Raw genomic sequence first — 14,034 nt, 5'->3', positions numbered from 1 at the left:
AAGCATTAACCTCGTTTTATGACGTATTTCTACGAACGATAACGTTACTATAAATTATAGCCCTTCGCCAGCAAATAGGTTTCTCGCGAACGAGAACGTGAGGCGGTAGGCTTACGAATAACTACTTTATCAAACTGCGCACGCGCTTGCTTAATAAGTTCATCAAAACCAGCACCATGAAACACTTTCATTAGCAAAGTACCTCCTGGTTTTAACATTTTTTCGCCAAAATCAAAAGCTAACTCGGCTAAATACATGGCTCGAGGAATATCAATTGCTGCCGAACCACTCATATTTGGGGCCATATCTGATAAAAGCAAGTCTACACCATGTTCCGGAATCATATTCATTAATTGTTGGAAAACCTCATCATCCCGGAAATCACCTTGAATAAAATGCACATCAGGCAGAGTATCCATAGGTAAAATATCAAGTGCAATAATCGTGCCGTGACCGCCTAATTTTTCGGTCACATATTGCGTCCAGCCTCCGGGAGCAGCGCCTAAATCAACAACTGTCATACCAGACTTTAGCAAATGCTCTTTTTCATCAACTTCTTTTAGCTTATAGACTGCTCGACTACGATAACCTTCCGTTTGTGCTTTCTTTACAAAAACATCATCGAAATGTTCCTGTAGCCAGCGCTTACTACTTTTGGAACGGGGCATAGAACTTTATTCTCTCTAAAGAATTACTGAATGATACTGAAATTTACTACCTTTTCCCAGCAAAACGTGCAATAATTCGCCATTTAATTGAAGAATAGTCTCTTATGGACACCGCATTTAAGCAATCATTAAAAGCTAAAGCTCATCATTTAAAGCCTGTTGTACTCTTAGGAGCTAAAGGCTTGACCTCGGCTGTCGTTGAAGAAACAAACGTTGCCCTAATCGCTCACGAACTTATTAAAGTAAAAATTTCCGGTGTAGAAAAACAAGAACGACAAGCTATAGCAGGTGATCTTTGTGAGCAATTGCAAGCCGAATTGGTCCAATTAATTGGTAATATTGCCATTATTTACAGAAAAAATGAGGAAGAATGAGAGTTATCTATTTCTTCTTCATAACCTTGATAATCAATCTCAATCTTATTCTGACTGACGGTAATTTTTAGTGATTGATCCTCACTAGTAAGAAAGTGATTGTGAACAATACTTTCTTTCTTAATTGCAAAACCAGCTTTTACATAGTCAAATTGATATGATGCCTTTTTTAAGGCATCTACTTCTTTTTGCGTACCGCTTAAAATCAACTCCCCCTCATCGCCGTATTGACTAAGCTCTCCGCCAATGAATTCTAAACGCTTAATATCAATTATTTTGTCCTCATCTATTTTAAGTAGAGTACGTAAATTACTTAAAAAGGTGGCCAGCTCTTTATCCGTATACTTTACTGGGTCATCTTGAAAACCCACAGGAAATCCCGACCAATGGTAGAGGCCAAAACAAGGAATTTTGCTTGATCCTTTATTGAAAACACCTTGAACCACAAAAGCAATACAAGTACAAATTCCTTCGGTGATTAATACCTCGTCTGGATGTTTTGCAAAGCCCTGCTCATCCATTTCCACTATAATTTCATGTCTTTGTCGCATACTGAACCTTTGTGCTATATATTAAGCTATGTTACTCATAATTAACGATTATGAAACAACTCACCTTCTTTTTAGTGTTAGCTACTGTCGCCACCTTCCTTCTTGCTGGTTATTATTTAATTGAAGGTTGGCGTTTCACCCATAACAGCATACAAACTGACGGAAAAATAGTCAACTTTATCATTAAGCCATCACAAAATAATGTTAATCGCGCTGCGATGTTGCACTATCCTGTTGTTAACTTTAAAACAAAGACAGGAAAAAATGTTACTGCCACCAGTCAGATTGGATTTTATCTGCACAAATATGAAATGGGGGATGTTGTGCCGCTCCTGTATCATGAACATGATACAAATCACGTCGTAATCGGCAAATTCATTGCCTTGTGGATGCGTTTTGCCATTGTTTTAATTGCCGCTTTAATCTTTATGATCCTAGCTTGCATTACTTCACTTTCCCGCAAATAAATCTTTTTTTAAGCCAGTATTAGATTTCCTTGCAAATGAGAATGATTATCATTTATATTAAAAGCCAAGCTTATGCATTCGATTTCTGAATGGTTGTCAATATATAAGTCTAACTGTCTATTTTCACAGGCATAACTTAAAAAAATATTTTTAATCAATTAGTTATGTTATTAAAAATTGCACTCAGGAGACTATTATGGCTTTAGCCTATGGCGATTTTCATGAATTAAGTCATCAACTGCGTTTTTTATTATTCGAAATTGGTATTGGTTTACCACAACGTTCCATAGAATACTTTATTGGCACAGCTCACCGTGAATGTTTGCAGCGCTTGCAAACTGCAGCAGGAATTGAAGGCTTGTCTCAAAACGTGATTGTCAGTCACCATATCCATGATTTTCTTGATCAATTGCAACTGCAGCTTAAATTCAAACAACCCGCTTCTTTATTTTTTAATTGGCAAGCATTGCGGCATGAATTAGACGAAACGGTTGCCAATGACGCACTGGCCCAGGCTTATCGGCAATGTTGGCAATTAGAGTTACGCAAGCAAGCCACAGGATTTAGTAATTTCTGGAGCTGGTTATGTCAAAAAAATAATACCCAGGAAATCCTGCATTTGCTTGAGCAATGGGGCTGTATCGGCCAGCCTTACTATCCGAATTTTCGCGCCAAAACAGGTTTTAGTCGGCGTGAAGTTTTGCAATATTCCCCCGAATTTAATGCCCAGGTAAATCTTCATTGGTGTGCTTTACATCAACGTTATACTCACATTTCTGAGGGGAAGAACAGTTATCGCGAATTACTGGCCAAGCAATTTTCCCGGGAATATCAACTTTGGCAAAACCAATTGATCTTTAAACATTATGACCCACAACAATATTACCCTCTTCCCTTGCATCCTTGGCAGTGGCGCAATCAAATACAAAATCACTTTACGCAACTTATTGACGATAAAGACTTAATTTTGCTACCCCATCATCAAATTGCGAAGCCATCAATGTCTTTTCATACCATGATGCCTTTAAAGAATGGCAGCTGTCATCTCAAAATGGCTACGTCTATTCAGGCAATCTCGGCATTACAAACACCATCTCCTGCATCCATAGACAATGGTCTCCTTTTGTCCCTGTGGCTTAATCGCTTGCTTGAAAGACATGAATATTACCAACAGCAGCTTTTTATTGCGGCAGATTTAGCTGGCATAAGAAATAATAATAACGCGGCATCTGCCACTGTCCCTAAACGGCTTTCAATCATTTTACAAGAGAATCCTTTATCTCAACTTAATTCCGAACAGCGACTTGTCCCTTTAGGCGCTCTTTTTGCCCAATCTCCCTTATCCAATAAACCGTTACTCATTGAAATCATTGAGGTTAGTGGCTTAGCACCGAGAGATTTTTTCCGGAATTATTGCCAATGCTTGCTTTTTGGCCAATTACATCTGTTATTGCGTTATGGATTTGCTTTTGAAGCCGATCAGCAAAATACCCTAATTGCCTTTACCAACAACCAGCCAAGTGCACTGGTTATACGCAATTTAGATAATGCCAGTATTAGCATGCATCGATTTTATGAGCAGACCTTAAAGCCTGATTTTCATCTCGATTCAACAATCATTGCCAATAGTTTAGATGGACTAGTTAATAAGTTTGTACATAGCAATCTACAAAGTAATTTGGCCTATTGGATTACAATTATTAATTCTCATTACCATTTTACAGAAAAAACTCTCTGGCAACTTGTCTACACTGTGATCCAGCAAGCTTTGGCAAAAATTGCTCCCGACATAGAACCGTCACTGTTTGATTTTTATCAAAGGCAACTTCTTTCTAAGCCTTGGCAGCATAAAGCTTTACTCTCAATGCGTCTTCATAAAGATAGTACTGGCTATCTCTCTAGTTCGGTTATCAATCCCTTAAGTGAATGTTGTAAATAATAGCTACATTGCAGACTGTTAGACTTATACTATTTCAGGGTTGCTTACCTTCATTCAGCGCTAAGCAACCTAATATTTTCTTTAAAATTTTAATAAATTGTCGGTTTTGCATTATTTGTGGAAGCACAACAACGTGACAGTAGCGCAAGTATTGTATAAACTTGACAACATCATTGCCTTGCATAGGGCTTGTTGATCATTTAAGTTAAAATTTCATCGCCCGTGCTTTATACGGTCCCAGAGAATCCTTATTTCTGGATGTAGCACAAATGTCAACAATCCAAGCAATGGCATAAACGCAAAAGTTTAAGTCAGAAGAGGGTATGTTTAAATTACCATTTCTAAAATATATACCTAATGCGCTTACCTTATTCCGCTTCATATTGATAGTGCCTTTTCTGGTCTTTCTTTATGATAAGGAATATGCAAGGGCGTTTTATATATTCTTGATTGCAGGTCTAACCGATGGTTTTGATGGTTGGCTTGCAAGATGTTTTCATTGGCAAAGTCCTATAGGATCTTTTATCGATCCATTGGCGGATAAATTATTAGTCGCTTCCAGCTTTATTTCTTTAGCACTCATTGGCTCGCTGCCCTGGTGGTTAGTGATTTTGGTATTTCTGCGCGACTTAACCATTTCCTTTGGTGTTTTAGCGTGGTTTTGGTTTATTCAGCGCCGCCTCGACTTTGAGCCAACCATGCTCAGTAAAATTAATACCAGCTTACAGCTTATCTTGGTAACTCTTTGTCTTTTTGAGCTCGCTTTTTTTACATTCGCTCCCAATTTAATCGATATTCTTATTTTTTGCACAGCGATCACGACCGCTGCAAGCTACTGCGATTATGTCTGGACTTGGGGCAAAAAAGCTTACTCACGGAATCCCATCGATAAATGAACCGGCAACTCGCTTTAGCAATCCAACTAAACGATGAAGCAACTCTGGCCGATTTCTGTTGGGGTAGTAATCAGTTATTGCAGGAACAAATTTCAAAAAGCTTGGCAGGCTCTGGCGAGCGCCTACTCACTATCTGGGGCAATAGCGGTAGTGGAAAATCTCATCTATTACAAGCTTGTTGCCAAGCTTTAAGCATACAGAAAGCCACCATTTACCTGCCACTACAAATTCTGAAAGAATGGGGACCAGAAAGCATTGATGGGGTCGAAGCACATACCTTAATTGCCATTGATGATATTGATTTGATTGCGGGAAATGCCGCGTGGGAAGAAGCATTATTTCATCTCTATAATAAAGTTCGCGACAATGAAGAAACTCTCTTAATCATCAGTAGTAGACAACCACTTACTGCGACCAAGATAAATCTAGCTGATTTACATTCACGATTAGGTTGGGGCCTAGTGATGCAATTAAATGAATTAAGCGATGAATTAAAAATTCAAACTTTACAGCAACATGCCAGAAAACGTGGTTTTGAATTGCCCCTTAGTGTTGGCCAATTTTTGATAAGTCGTTGTGCACGCAATATGCATGATTTACATGTCATCCTCAACCAATTAGATGAAGCTTCCTTGGCAGCGCAACGTAAGATTACGGTTCCCTTTGTTAAATCAATTTTAAAAATTTGATTTTTTCTAATATAATCTTTAGCTTAGCTGCTGCTTTTCTTTTCTAGGGAGAGAAATGAGCCACTCTATTGCTGTACATACCGACGTACTAGCTACGGAAACTTTATCCGCGCAGTACATTCAAGCGTTAACGCAATTTGCAGCCCAACATTACAAGTTTCATAATCATTTTAATTTTTCTCAAGAAATTTTAGGTATTAATAAAACCGGGGAAATTGCTGTTTTTTATGATAACGCTCATAAAATCATTGGTTTTACACGCATTTCTTGCCAACATCTGCAATTGGATAACCAGCCTGTAACTATCTATTCAGGTGGAACCTATCATGATCAAAAAGCCGATTTAAGTTTCGATGCAGCCAGATTTGGTTTAACCAGAGCAATAAAATACAAACTAGCGAACCCAATGCGTGAAATATTTTTTTTTGCTAATGCAGATACACCTGCACGCTATCAATTTTTGGCAAACTTAAGCACCACCCTTTATCCTAAAGAAGGTCAAGCAATACCTTTACGAATTTTAAAATTAGTCGAAAATTTAAAGAAACATAATGGATGGAGTTCGCGCACATCGCATCCAATGATAATTGGCGAACAAATGGCACTGCGAAATCTTCACGCCACAACAGAAGAAAAAACACCTTTAGTTTCCTACTACCTGTCTTTAAACCCTGATTATGCTAGCGGGAATTCATTGCTTGTTTATTTACCCTTAAATTTCGCGGATATCAGTCAGGGTATTCGTCATTTATTGACACAACCATCTCTAGCCTAGTTACAGCAATTGCGGCCAAGAAGTATTGGAAAAGCTCAATGATTCATCACATTGATAATTATTGTACTGTTGGCCAAGTTGCTTGATAAATCCCAAAGAAAGTTCAAAATTATGACAAGTAATATGCTCAATATTCAGGCCAAGAGGGACAACTATATTTTTTTCTCGAATGAAATGTAAAATTTCATGCAAAAGAAGTGCGGCAACTTTCATCGAACGCCAACCAATACCCAGGGATGTTTTGAAAAGCTCTCTTTCCGTTTCCTTGGAAATTTGCACACCAAGCCAGCGTAAAAAATCCAGATCTTTTCTAGTTGAAATCGGTGCAAAACTTAAAAAAATTCTTTTTGGCTCAATGTCATGTTTTTTACAAAATAAATCATAATCCCTAAGCAGTAATTTAATACTCATGGCATCATAAATAATTTGCGTCGTAAAAAAGTTCATTCCAGCTAAAGATTTTTTATAAATTCGAAAAGGTTCATCTTGGGTCGCCTCACTAGAGCGTCTCGATTGAATAGTAATTCCACCGCAAAAAATATCCTTATTTTTACAGTGTTCTTGAATGTAATTTGCCATCTCCAAAACCGATGGACCAGGGTAGTTAATTTTACTTGAACTACCACCTACCAATATAATTGTGGGACTACCATGACTATGAGATGCGGCGTTAATCCAATCGATTTCTTCTGTCAATGGATGATAAACAGTAGAATGGTTTAAAACCACATTGAATTTTTTTTCCGTCTTTTCTCGAATAATTTTCGCAAATGCAACCGGATCAATTTTAGGGACATTTTTCCTTTGATTCCCGTCCCCTTTTTCATCAGAATGGATTTCAGGAATATTTACTGCATCGATCGTAATTGGTAAGTGGCTTAGTAAATCAATTGCACATTCAATATAGGCATCAACAGCAATAGGTTTTCCATTAGGCGGCGGTAGAAGCTCATAAAAAATAACGGGGCTGGAGTTATCAACAATTTTCTCTTTTAATGTCTTTCTTTCAATTTTCATATTAACGAAATCCAATTTATTGTTAATACTTTGCGTCCAATAAGTAGATAAAAAATCATTAGTACATGATTCATTTTCTGTCAATAAAGCGTAGTTTTTATAACTCTCAGCCCCTCATACTAAAATAGAGGCGATGTTTGAAAGATTCCGGGGTCTATTATGAAAAAATTTAAAAAAGCGTCTTCACTTAAACTTCTTAATTTAATAGCATTTTTTTAAAATTAATTACTATGACTATTTTGACAATGGAAATTTTATATGCTAGCTCTTCTTAGTAAATAAATTTGTCAGGGATAGGGCATGATCACTGTTCATAGCTTGGGCTTTCCTCGTATAGGCGCTCATCGTGAAACCAAATTTTCCGTAGAATCTTTTTGGCGCGGCGAAATTGGAGAAGCCGAATTAAAAGAGGAAGGTCGTAAAATTCGTCAGCAAAATTGGTCTATTCAGCACCAAACTGGTTTAAGACTCCTACCTGTCGGTGATTTTTCCTGGTATGACCATGTTCTTGATCTGTCAATGATGCTTGGTGTAATCCCTGAGCGCTTTCAAGCTGAGAATGATACAGAATTAACAACTTATTTTAAAATGGCACGTGGGAAAGGCTACGATGGTGAAGAAATTCTAGCTTGCGAAATGACAAAGTGGTTCGACACCAATTATCATTATATCGTACCCGAACTACACCCAGAACAAGAATTTTCTCTAAAAAGTTCAAAACTCTTTGATGAAATCCGCGAAGCGCAAGCTTTAAATTATCAAGTAAAACCCGTTCTAATAGGACCGCTAACGTATTTATGGCTTAGCAAGTTGTCAGAGCCTGGCGATAAGCTCTCCTTATTGCCTAAGTTCCTTGTAGTTTACCAAAAACTATTAGCTAAATTGGCAGCATTACATATTAATTGGGTACAGATTGATGAACCTATTTTGGTTCTCGATTTGCCTCCCTCCTGGCAGCAAGCATTTAAGGACAGTTACGCAAATTTACAGCAAAAATCACTGAAATTAATGGTAACAACGTATTTCGGTGGCTTAGGATCTAACCTTTTACTTAGCTGTCATTTACCAGTTAATGGTTTACATATTGATTGCGTACGTTCGCCTTCACAACTCTCTGAGGTTATTAAAGCGCTGCCTGAGGACCGAGTTTTATCAGTTGGTATCGTCAATGGACGAAACATTTGGAAAACCAATATTAATCATGCCCTGACTCTATTAAAACCATTGCATGAAAAATTAGGGGACAGATTGTGGATAGGAGGATCATGCTCCTTTCTTCATTCACCGGTTGATTTGGAAATAGAGAAAAAACTAGATAATGAATTAAAAGAATGGCTTGCTTTTGCCAAGCAAAAAACTGCTGAACTCGTCATTTTAGGTAACATTCTAGAACAAGGGGAGCAGGCGTTTTCCTCCATTTTAAAGGAGAACAAAACTGTTTTTGAAAAGAAGCAGCTATCTACAAAAATACATAACAAACAAGTTCAAGCTCGCCTGGAGAAAATTAATCAACTTAATGTGCAAAGAACTCCTTTTTCAGTGCGCCAACAAATTCAACAGAAAAATATCAAACTGCCACTTTTCCCGACAACAACTATCGGTTCTTTTCCTCAAACAGCAGAAATACGCCGTTTACGACGTGATCAAAAGGCAGGAGCATTATCATCTTCAGATTATATGGCGCAAGTGAAAGACAAAATTCGTGAATGTATTGAAATTCAGGAGAAGTTAGGTTTGGACGTTTTAGTCCATGGAGAATCTGAACGTAACGATATGGTTGAGTATTTTGGTGAACAATTAGAGGGTTTTGCTTTCACCCAAAATGGTTGGGTTCAAAGTTATGGTTCACGTTGTGTCAAACCCCCTATCATTTTTGGTGATGTATCACGCCCCCATCCGATGACGGTTGATTGGATTCGTTATGCACAATCGCTTACCGATAAGCCTGTAAAGGGCATGTTAACTGGTCCTGTCACGATGACCATGTGGTCTTTCATACGCGAAGACCAGCCGTTTTATATTACTGCCCGTCAAATTGCCCTTGCCTTGCATGATGAAGTTTGTGATTTAGAAAAAGCAGGAATTCAAATTATTCAAATTGATGAGCCAGCATTTAGAGAGGGATTACCATTGCTTAGACAGCAATGGGATAGCTATCTGCAGGAGGCCATTTTTTGCTTCAAATTAGTTTCTTGTGATGTCGCTGATCACACCCAAATCCATACCCATATGTGCTATTCAGAATTTAATGACATTATTGATGCAATTGCCGCCATGGATTCCGATGTCATTTCGATTGAAACATCACGCTCAAACATGGAGCTTTTAACCGCCTTCCAGGATTTTTGTTACCCTAACGGGATTGGACCAGGAGTGTATGATGTCCATTCCCCTCGTGTTCCTCATGAAGACGAAATCATTCAACTTATGGAAAATGCCGCTTCGTTAATTCCTAAAGAACGACTTTGGGTAAATCCTGATTGTGGACTTAAAACTAGAAATTGGGCTGAGGTAAAACCCGCTATCCAAAATATGGTAAAAGCCGCACTTTTCCTAAGAGAAAAATACTCGCAGTAAAGTGAGTTCATTAAAGCGTGTCCTCATTGCTTTTATGAAAAATAAATTTTCAATTTGCAGCCAGGAATAATTGAGGACACGCTAAAGGCACAAAAGTTAAACTTTCTTACCAATGCCCAATATTTGGTGCTGAAGTCCAAGGCTCTTGCTTGGCTAATGGTTGTCCTTTTTGCAGGAGTTCAATAGAAATATTGTCTGGCGAACGTATAAAAGCCATTTTACCGTCGCGCGGAGGGCGATTTATTATTACCCCAGCCTCTTGTAAACGCTGACAGGTATCATAAATATTATCCACAGCAAAAGCCAAATGACCAAAATTACGTCCCTCGGTGTAGGCTTCTACATCCCAATTATAGGTTAATTCAAGCATGGGGGCGCTCATAGCTCCTTTTTCTTCTAAATCCCGAGATGTTGCTAAAAATATCAACGTAAAACGCCCTTGCTCATGCTCCGTGCGTTTTACTTCAATCAAACCGAGTTTATTACAATAAAAATTAAGTGAGTCCTCTAAATTAGAAATCCTAACCATGGTATGTAGATAATTCATCCCTTGTTCCTCAATTACGTAACAAATACTATTATAAATGCCTAGGAACTTGTTGAGCAATTTTTCCTAAGGCTTCATTATCTGGTATAACTTCAGCTAAGCTAAAATAGTTGCGCGTAACGGGATCACGTCGCAAAGCCTCATTAGTTGGGTGACGTTGCTTAATGTTTAAAATCTCCATTAAATCATAAAGTTCATTAGACGCACCGTTCGGAAGATTGGTATTAGGTAAACGGACTGGGATTTTGGGGACCTCAAAACTAATAGGCGAACGTACAGATTTGCCGTAGACCTCCGTCGTCACGAGCAACTTAAAACGCTCTTCTAAATTCTCAGACATGCATTTAACAATATGTTCTTGCATCGGTTCACTGAATCGATGCCACCTTAGTTTTATTTCTTTGGGCATTACAAGCCAAGTTTTTTCTTCAACATGGTCAGGCTTCTCTACAGTAGCGCCCCCTAGAAATACGAAAAGTTTTTGAAGATTTATCTTTGATATAACTTTACAGGGTACTATAGTAGCTTCGCGATCTGGTACGTTTATTGCGATTGCTTCCTCGTCAAAAGTAAATATTCCCTTTTCTTGGAATAAAGAAAACAACGCATCAACTCTCTCTTTTCGTCGTTCAGGCGGTGGTGTTTGGCTACTTTCGCGTAAAATCAAATGAGTACCAGTCATGCTAACTCTGTAATTTTCATGACAATTTATCAAGGGTAGTAATTGCTCAAAAATATTCTTTACAAGTAATACTGCTTTCAATTTTATTTGTTGTCTTCGTACTTCATGTAGATTAGATGCCATGGTGATAGTTCTCCTTCTAGCCTAATAAATAATTAATGTCCTTGGAATTTAACTTTCCAGACCTATTTTTGCTTTATAGCATCATCAAATTACTGAGTAATTTCTGACGTACCAAGAGAATGCTCATAAGAAACCAGGTCCCCCGTAGATTTAGTTTTTCTTATCGCAAACATAGTAGGGCCACCGGATTGATAATATTGTGGAGGGACCTCTGATGAAACAGGGGTTTTACTGAAAGCAAACTCATCATTCATTGCCGTTTCCAGCGATTGTTTCTCTTTAATTGCATCCTCTAATTGAGAACGTAAGCGCGATACCTCTTCTGTTAACTGGCTAACCTGTAAATCAGAAGTTGCATGTCTGCTATGTAAATCGACCTTCTCGTTAAGATTATCAATTAAACCTTGTAGTTTTTCTGTTTCTCGATCGACAACTCTTGATTTACATAAGGCATCAATCTTTTCTTTATCTAATCCCTTCCAACGGCTAATAAGATTTTCAATACCTGGACGCTCGACAAACCAATAAACACTAAATGCCGCTAAACCAACGACAATACTTGCAAGCACAATTGGCCAAAATGTCGCAGCCACTGAAGCCATAAATAAACCAGCAACAGCCATAGCTACTGTTTGGCCGGCAAAGAAACCGCCACTAAAGAAAATAATCCCCGCTACCGCAGCCGTAAGTATTTTTGCCATCTTTAACTTCGGATTTGATAATGCTTCCTTCAGCTTTTTTCGAGCCTCATCTAATTCCTGATGTCTTTTTAATAACATATTTGCAATCGCTAAATCTGATTGCAACTGCTCTTGTGTTTTATTAGAGGCTTTTGCCAATTCTAATCTTAAGACTTTAATTTGCTTAAACTCATCAAGTAAGACGTCCAGTAATTGCGGCGCATCGGACGATTTAACACCTAAATTTTTTGAAATTTCAACCAAATCAAAGCTATAAAATACAATGACAGAAAGAATTGAAAATAATGTACCTGCTGCAAAAATAGCCAATGTAGGAATGGACGAAAAAATGCCCATAATTGCCGTAATGCCATCAAACCCTTCACAGCCAAAATAAATTGTTCCAGCAATGGCTAATACTGCGTATTTGATTTTTGAATACCAATTAACAGGCTTCTTTTTTTCCTTTACCTGCATAGAGGGTTTTTTTATGGAATCATAAAAGTCTTTTAAAAGGGATGCGTGAAGAGACGCCATTAAAAAGATCTCGTCATCGTCACTAGACATTGGAGTTTTTTCAAACCACTCCAATAACGTGGGGCGCTCTATTTCACCTGTATGTTGGAATGTCGATGCAAGATTAGGATTTTTCTTACATAGTTGGGAAATTAAATCTTGGCTTGCTGTACTCAGTTTCATTGCCATTGTTTCATTCACCCCACAAAGACTGGATCACTAGCCCATCCCTTTACCAACAATTGGGCATATGCTCTCTATCATACTGTTAATTTATTAACCAAATATTAAGTCTACTCCAAGAATTGCTTTTTTTTTCACAGGCAATTGATAATAAAAAAATTTTGCCAAGCCAATTTTTTAATAAATTGCAGCAGTAATAATCCATTACTATAATTTTTGGTATCTCTATACAAATGAGCTCGCCATGGAAAAAAAGCTAGTGCCAGTAGATGATGTTTATAATTATGATTATTTAGGTTTTACTAATTGTGTTAGTTACAACGGCGTCATTTATGTCACAGGACAAGCAGGAATAGATGCTAAAGGTAACTTAGTTGGCCCGGGAATAAAAGAGCAAAGTGTTAAAACTTTTGAAAATATACAAATTGTATTACAAGCAGCTGGAGCCACTTTAGCAGATATTTTAGCAATGACGTGTTTTATTGTGGATATCGAAAAAAATGGCCCGGACTTTTTCGCAACTCGAGCACAAATGATGCCCGTTATATCATTCACGAGTGCTTCAATCGGCATTTCAAAATTAGCCATGCCAGGATTACTTGTTGAAGTGCAATGTACAGCAGCCCTTCCTTATAAAACGCGTTAAAGTTAATTAAAATCCTGACCTTTCAGTAAGTTAAGCTTATCCATGTCGATAATAAAATTAATTTTGGAATAGCTTATCGTTCACCATTATGGAATTTATTCTCTAAATAATCGACACAATGTTTCATCTGAGTGGCTGTATCCAGTAAGCCATCAATAATTAAATCCGCATTTTTTTGTAACTCTTCATCAAAAAATAACTTCCTTGAATGCTTAAGATAAAAATCTAGTTCCTCAAGCAACTCTTCTTTGGATTTATCCGGTGCTTTAAAATCACGAATTATTCGTCTTCCCAAAGAAACATCTAATGGGAGTGTTATGTGAATACAAACATCAATAAAAATACCTGTTTGTTGATGTAAACGACCTAGTGGAGCATCAAAAATAATATAAGGGGTTGGCAGTAGCATTTTTCCTAATGCGGGATGATTAATAACGTTATTTTCTTTTAATGTTTGTAATATTTTAGCAAGCGATTCATAATTCCATTCAGTATAATTTTGGCCGCGGTCATACCACGCCCTATAATCTTCAGGTCCCGTTCCCAAGGAATCAAATTCATCCCAATGCAGACGTGTTCCTTTTAAAATTTTTGCCAATGCTTTAGTTAATGTAGTTTTCCCTGCGCCTGAAATACCGCTAATGCCAATAATCTGTACTTTCATGGTGAATCCGCATAGCATTTTGCCAGAGTAGATTATTGCA

General features: G+C 37.7%; 15 protein-coding genes. 8 read left to right on the top strand and 7 right to left on the bottom strand.

Translation table 11 applies throughout. The features are described 5' to 3' along the window. Positions 1 to 47: 47 nt before the first annotated feature. Entirely contained in the window at positions 48 to 668 is a 621-nt protein-coding gene (gene rlmE, locus PXX05_RS14775; RefSeq protein ID WP_275088955.1) for a 23S rRNA (uridine(2552)-2'-O)-methyltransferase RlmE, read from the bottom strand. 104 nt (positions 669 to 772) lie between these two features. Between rlmE and PXX05_RS14770 the strand changes: the two genes are divergently transcribed. Then, a complete protein-coding gene (locus tag PXX05_RS14770; RefSeq protein WP_275088954.1) occupies positions 773 to 1,042 on the top strand; it encodes a YhbY family RNA-binding protein in 270 nt (89 codons plus the stop codon). Here PXX05_RS14770 and PXX05_RS14765 read toward each other — a convergent pair. Further along, a complete protein-coding gene (locus PXX05_RS14765) occupies positions 1,018 to 1,593 on the bottom strand; it encodes a hypothetical protein (RefSeq protein ID WP_275088953.1) in 576 nt (191 codons plus the stop codon). The genes PXX05_RS14770 and PXX05_RS14765 overlap by 25 nt on opposite strands. A 50-nt stretch (positions 1,594 to 1,643) precedes the next feature. Here PXX05_RS14765 and PXX05_RS14760 point away from each other — a divergent pair, with 50 nt between their 5' ends. The 5 genes from PXX05_RS14760 (at position 1,644) to PXX05_RS14740 (ending at position 6,359) form a co-directional block, all read left to right on the top strand. Continuing rightward, the gene (locus tag PXX05_RS14760; RefSeq protein WP_275088952.1) at positions 1,644 to 2,060 is read left to right on the top strand and encodes a DUF3592 domain-containing protein; all 417 of its coding nucleotides are present in this window, start codon (positions 1,644 to 1,646) and stop codon (positions 2,058 to 2,060) included. 196 nt (positions 2,061 to 2,256) lie between these two features. Then, the gene (locus PXX05_RS14755; RefSeq protein ID WP_275088951.1) at positions 2,257 to 3,999 is read left to right on the top strand and encodes an IucA/IucC family protein; all 1,743 of its coding nucleotides are present in this window, start codon (positions 2,257 to 2,259) and stop codon (positions 3,997 to 3,999) included. A 323-nt stretch (positions 4,000 to 4,322) separates the two neighbouring features. Further along, positions 4,323 to 4,895, top strand: a complete 573-nt coding sequence (locus PXX05_RS14750; protein WP_275088950.1) for a CDP-alcohol phosphatidyltransferase family protein — start codon at positions 4,323 to 4,325, stop codon at positions 4,893 to 4,895. After that, positions 4,892 to 5,584, top strand: coding sequence for a DnaA regulatory inactivator Hda (gene hda / locus PXX05_RS14745; protein ID WP_275088949.1), 693 nt, complete (start codon positions 4,892 to 4,894; stop codon positions 5,582 to 5,584). Before PXX05_RS14750 ends, hda begins: the two co-directional genes overlap by 4 nt. A gap of 55 nt (positions 5,585 to 5,639) precedes the next feature. Then, complete coding sequence (locus PXX05_RS14740) at positions 5,640 to 6,359, top strand: hypothetical protein (protein ID WP_275088948.1); 720 nt, start codon at positions 5,640 to 5,642, stop codon at positions 6,357 to 6,359. Here PXX05_RS14740 and PXX05_RS14735 read toward each other — a convergent pair whose 3' ends face one another. Further along, a complete protein-coding gene (locus tag PXX05_RS14735; RefSeq protein ID WP_275088947.1) occupies positions 6,360 to 7,376 on the bottom strand; it encodes a methylenetetrahydrofolate reductase in 1,017 nt (338 codons plus the stop codon). It abuts the gene before it with no gap. Positions 7,377 to 7,676: 300 nt separating this feature from the next. On the opposite strand from PXX05_RS14735, the gene metE reads away from it, so the two are divergent. Further along, complete coding sequence (gene metE / locus PXX05_RS14730; RefSeq protein ID WP_338034421.1) at positions 7,677 to 9,953, top strand: 5-methyltetrahydropteroyltriglutamate--homocysteine S-methyltransferase; 2,277 nt, start codon at positions 7,677 to 7,679, stop codon at positions 9,951 to 9,953. A gap of 106 nt (positions 9,954 to 10,059) precedes the next feature. On the opposite strand, the gene PXX05_RS14725 is transcribed toward metE, so the two are convergent. The 3 genes from PXX05_RS14725 to PXX05_RS14715 form a co-directional block, all read right to left on the bottom strand. Beyond that, positions 10,060 to 10,500, bottom strand: coding sequence for a VOC family protein (locus tag PXX05_RS14725; RefSeq protein ID WP_275088946.1), 441 nt, complete (start codon positions 10,498 to 10,500; stop codon positions 10,060 to 10,062). Between the two features lie 31 nt (positions 10,501 to 10,531). Next, complete coding sequence (locus PXX05_RS14720; protein WP_275088945.1) at positions 10,532 to 11,305, bottom strand: hypothetical protein; 774 nt, start codon at positions 11,303 to 11,305, stop codon at positions 10,532 to 10,534. A gap of 89 nt (positions 11,306 to 11,394) precedes the next feature. Beyond that, complete coding sequence (locus PXX05_RS14715; RefSeq protein WP_275088944.1) at positions 11,395 to 12,690, bottom strand: AAA family ATPase; 1,296 nt, start codon at positions 12,688 to 12,690, stop codon at positions 11,395 to 11,397. Positions 12,691 to 12,928: 238 nt separating this feature from the next. On the opposite strand from PXX05_RS14715, the gene PXX05_RS14710 reads away from it, so the two are divergent. Beyond that, positions 12,929 to 13,330, top strand: coding sequence for a Rid family hydrolase (locus PXX05_RS14710; RefSeq protein ID WP_275088943.1), 402 nt, complete (start codon positions 12,929 to 12,931; stop codon positions 13,328 to 13,330). A 73-nt stretch (positions 13,331 to 13,403) separates the two neighbouring features. Here the strand turns inward: PXX05_RS14710 and PXX05_RS14705 are convergent, their stop codons facing one another. Further along, complete coding sequence (locus PXX05_RS14705; RefSeq protein WP_275088942.1) at positions 13,404 to 13,994, bottom strand: nucleoside/nucleotide kinase family protein; 591 nt, start codon at positions 13,992 to 13,994, stop codon at positions 13,404 to 13,406. Positions 13,995 to 14,034 lie beyond the last annotated feature (40 nt).

Source organism: Legionella cardiaca (assembly GCF_029026145.1).
GTDB classification, from domain to species: Bacteria; Pseudomonadota; Gammaproteobacteria; order Legionellales; family Legionellaceae; genus Tatlockia; species Tatlockia cardiaca.
This window is presented reverse-complemented; position numbering and strand designations above follow the sequence as displayed.

Bases quoted from the DNA above. Each gene is read 5' to 3' on its own strand.
- PXX05_RS14715 (WP_275088944.1), bottom strand. From the start codon at position 12,690: ATGGCAATGAAACTGAGTACAGCAAGCCAAGATTTAATTTCCCAACTA.
- PXX05_RS14705 (WP_275088942.1), bottom strand. From the start codon at position 13,994: ATGAAAGTACAGATTATTGGCATTAGCGGTATTTCAGGCGCAGGGAAA.
- PXX05_RS14735 (WP_275088947.1), bottom strand. From the start codon at position 7,376: ATGAAAATTGAAAGAAAGACATTAAAAGAGAAAATTGTTGATAACTCC.
- PXX05_RS14750 (WP_275088950.1), top strand. From the start codon at position 4,323: ATGTTTAAATTACCATTTCTAAAATATATACCTAATGCGCTTACCTTA.
- PXX05_RS14760 (WP_275088952.1), top strand. From the start codon at position 1,644: ATGAAACAACTCACCTTCTTTTTAGTGTTAGCTACTGTCGCCACCTTC.
- PXX05_RS14765 (WP_275088953.1), bottom strand. From the start codon at position 1,593: ATGCGACAAAGACATGAAATTATAGTGGAAATGGATGAGCAGGGCTTT.
- PXX05_RS14755 (WP_275088951.1), top strand. From the start codon at position 2,257: ATGGCTTTAGCCTATGGCGATTTTCATGAATTAAGTCATCAACTGCGT.
- PXX05_RS14740 (WP_275088948.1), top strand. From the start codon at position 5,640: ATGAGCCACTCTATTGCTGTACATACCGACGTACTAGCTACGGAAACT.
- metE (WP_338034421.1), top strand. From the start codon at position 7,677: ATGATCACTGTTCATAGCTTGGGCTTTCCTCGTATAGGCGCTCATCGT.
- rlmE (WP_275088955.1), bottom strand. From the start codon at position 668: ATGCCCCGTTCCAAAAGTAGTAAGCGCTGGCTACAGGAACATTTCGAT.
- PXX05_RS14710 (WP_275088943.1), top strand. From the start codon at position 12,929: ATGGAAAAAAAGCTAGTGCCAGTAGATGATGTTTATAATTATGATTAT.
- PXX05_RS14725 (WP_275088946.1), bottom strand. From the start codon at position 10,500: ATGAATTATCTACATACCATGGTTAGGATTTCTAATTTAGAGGACTCA.
- PXX05_RS14770 (WP_275088954.1), top strand. From the start codon at position 773: ATGGACACCGCATTTAAGCAATCATTAAAAGCTAAAGCTCATCATTTA.
- PXX05_RS14720 (WP_275088945.1), bottom strand. From the start codon at position 11,305: ATGGCATCTAATCTACATGAAGTACGAAGACAACAAATAAAATTGAAA.
- hda (WP_275088949.1), top strand. From the start codon at position 4,892: ATGAACCGGCAACTCGCTTTAGCAATCCAACTAAACGATGAAGCAACT.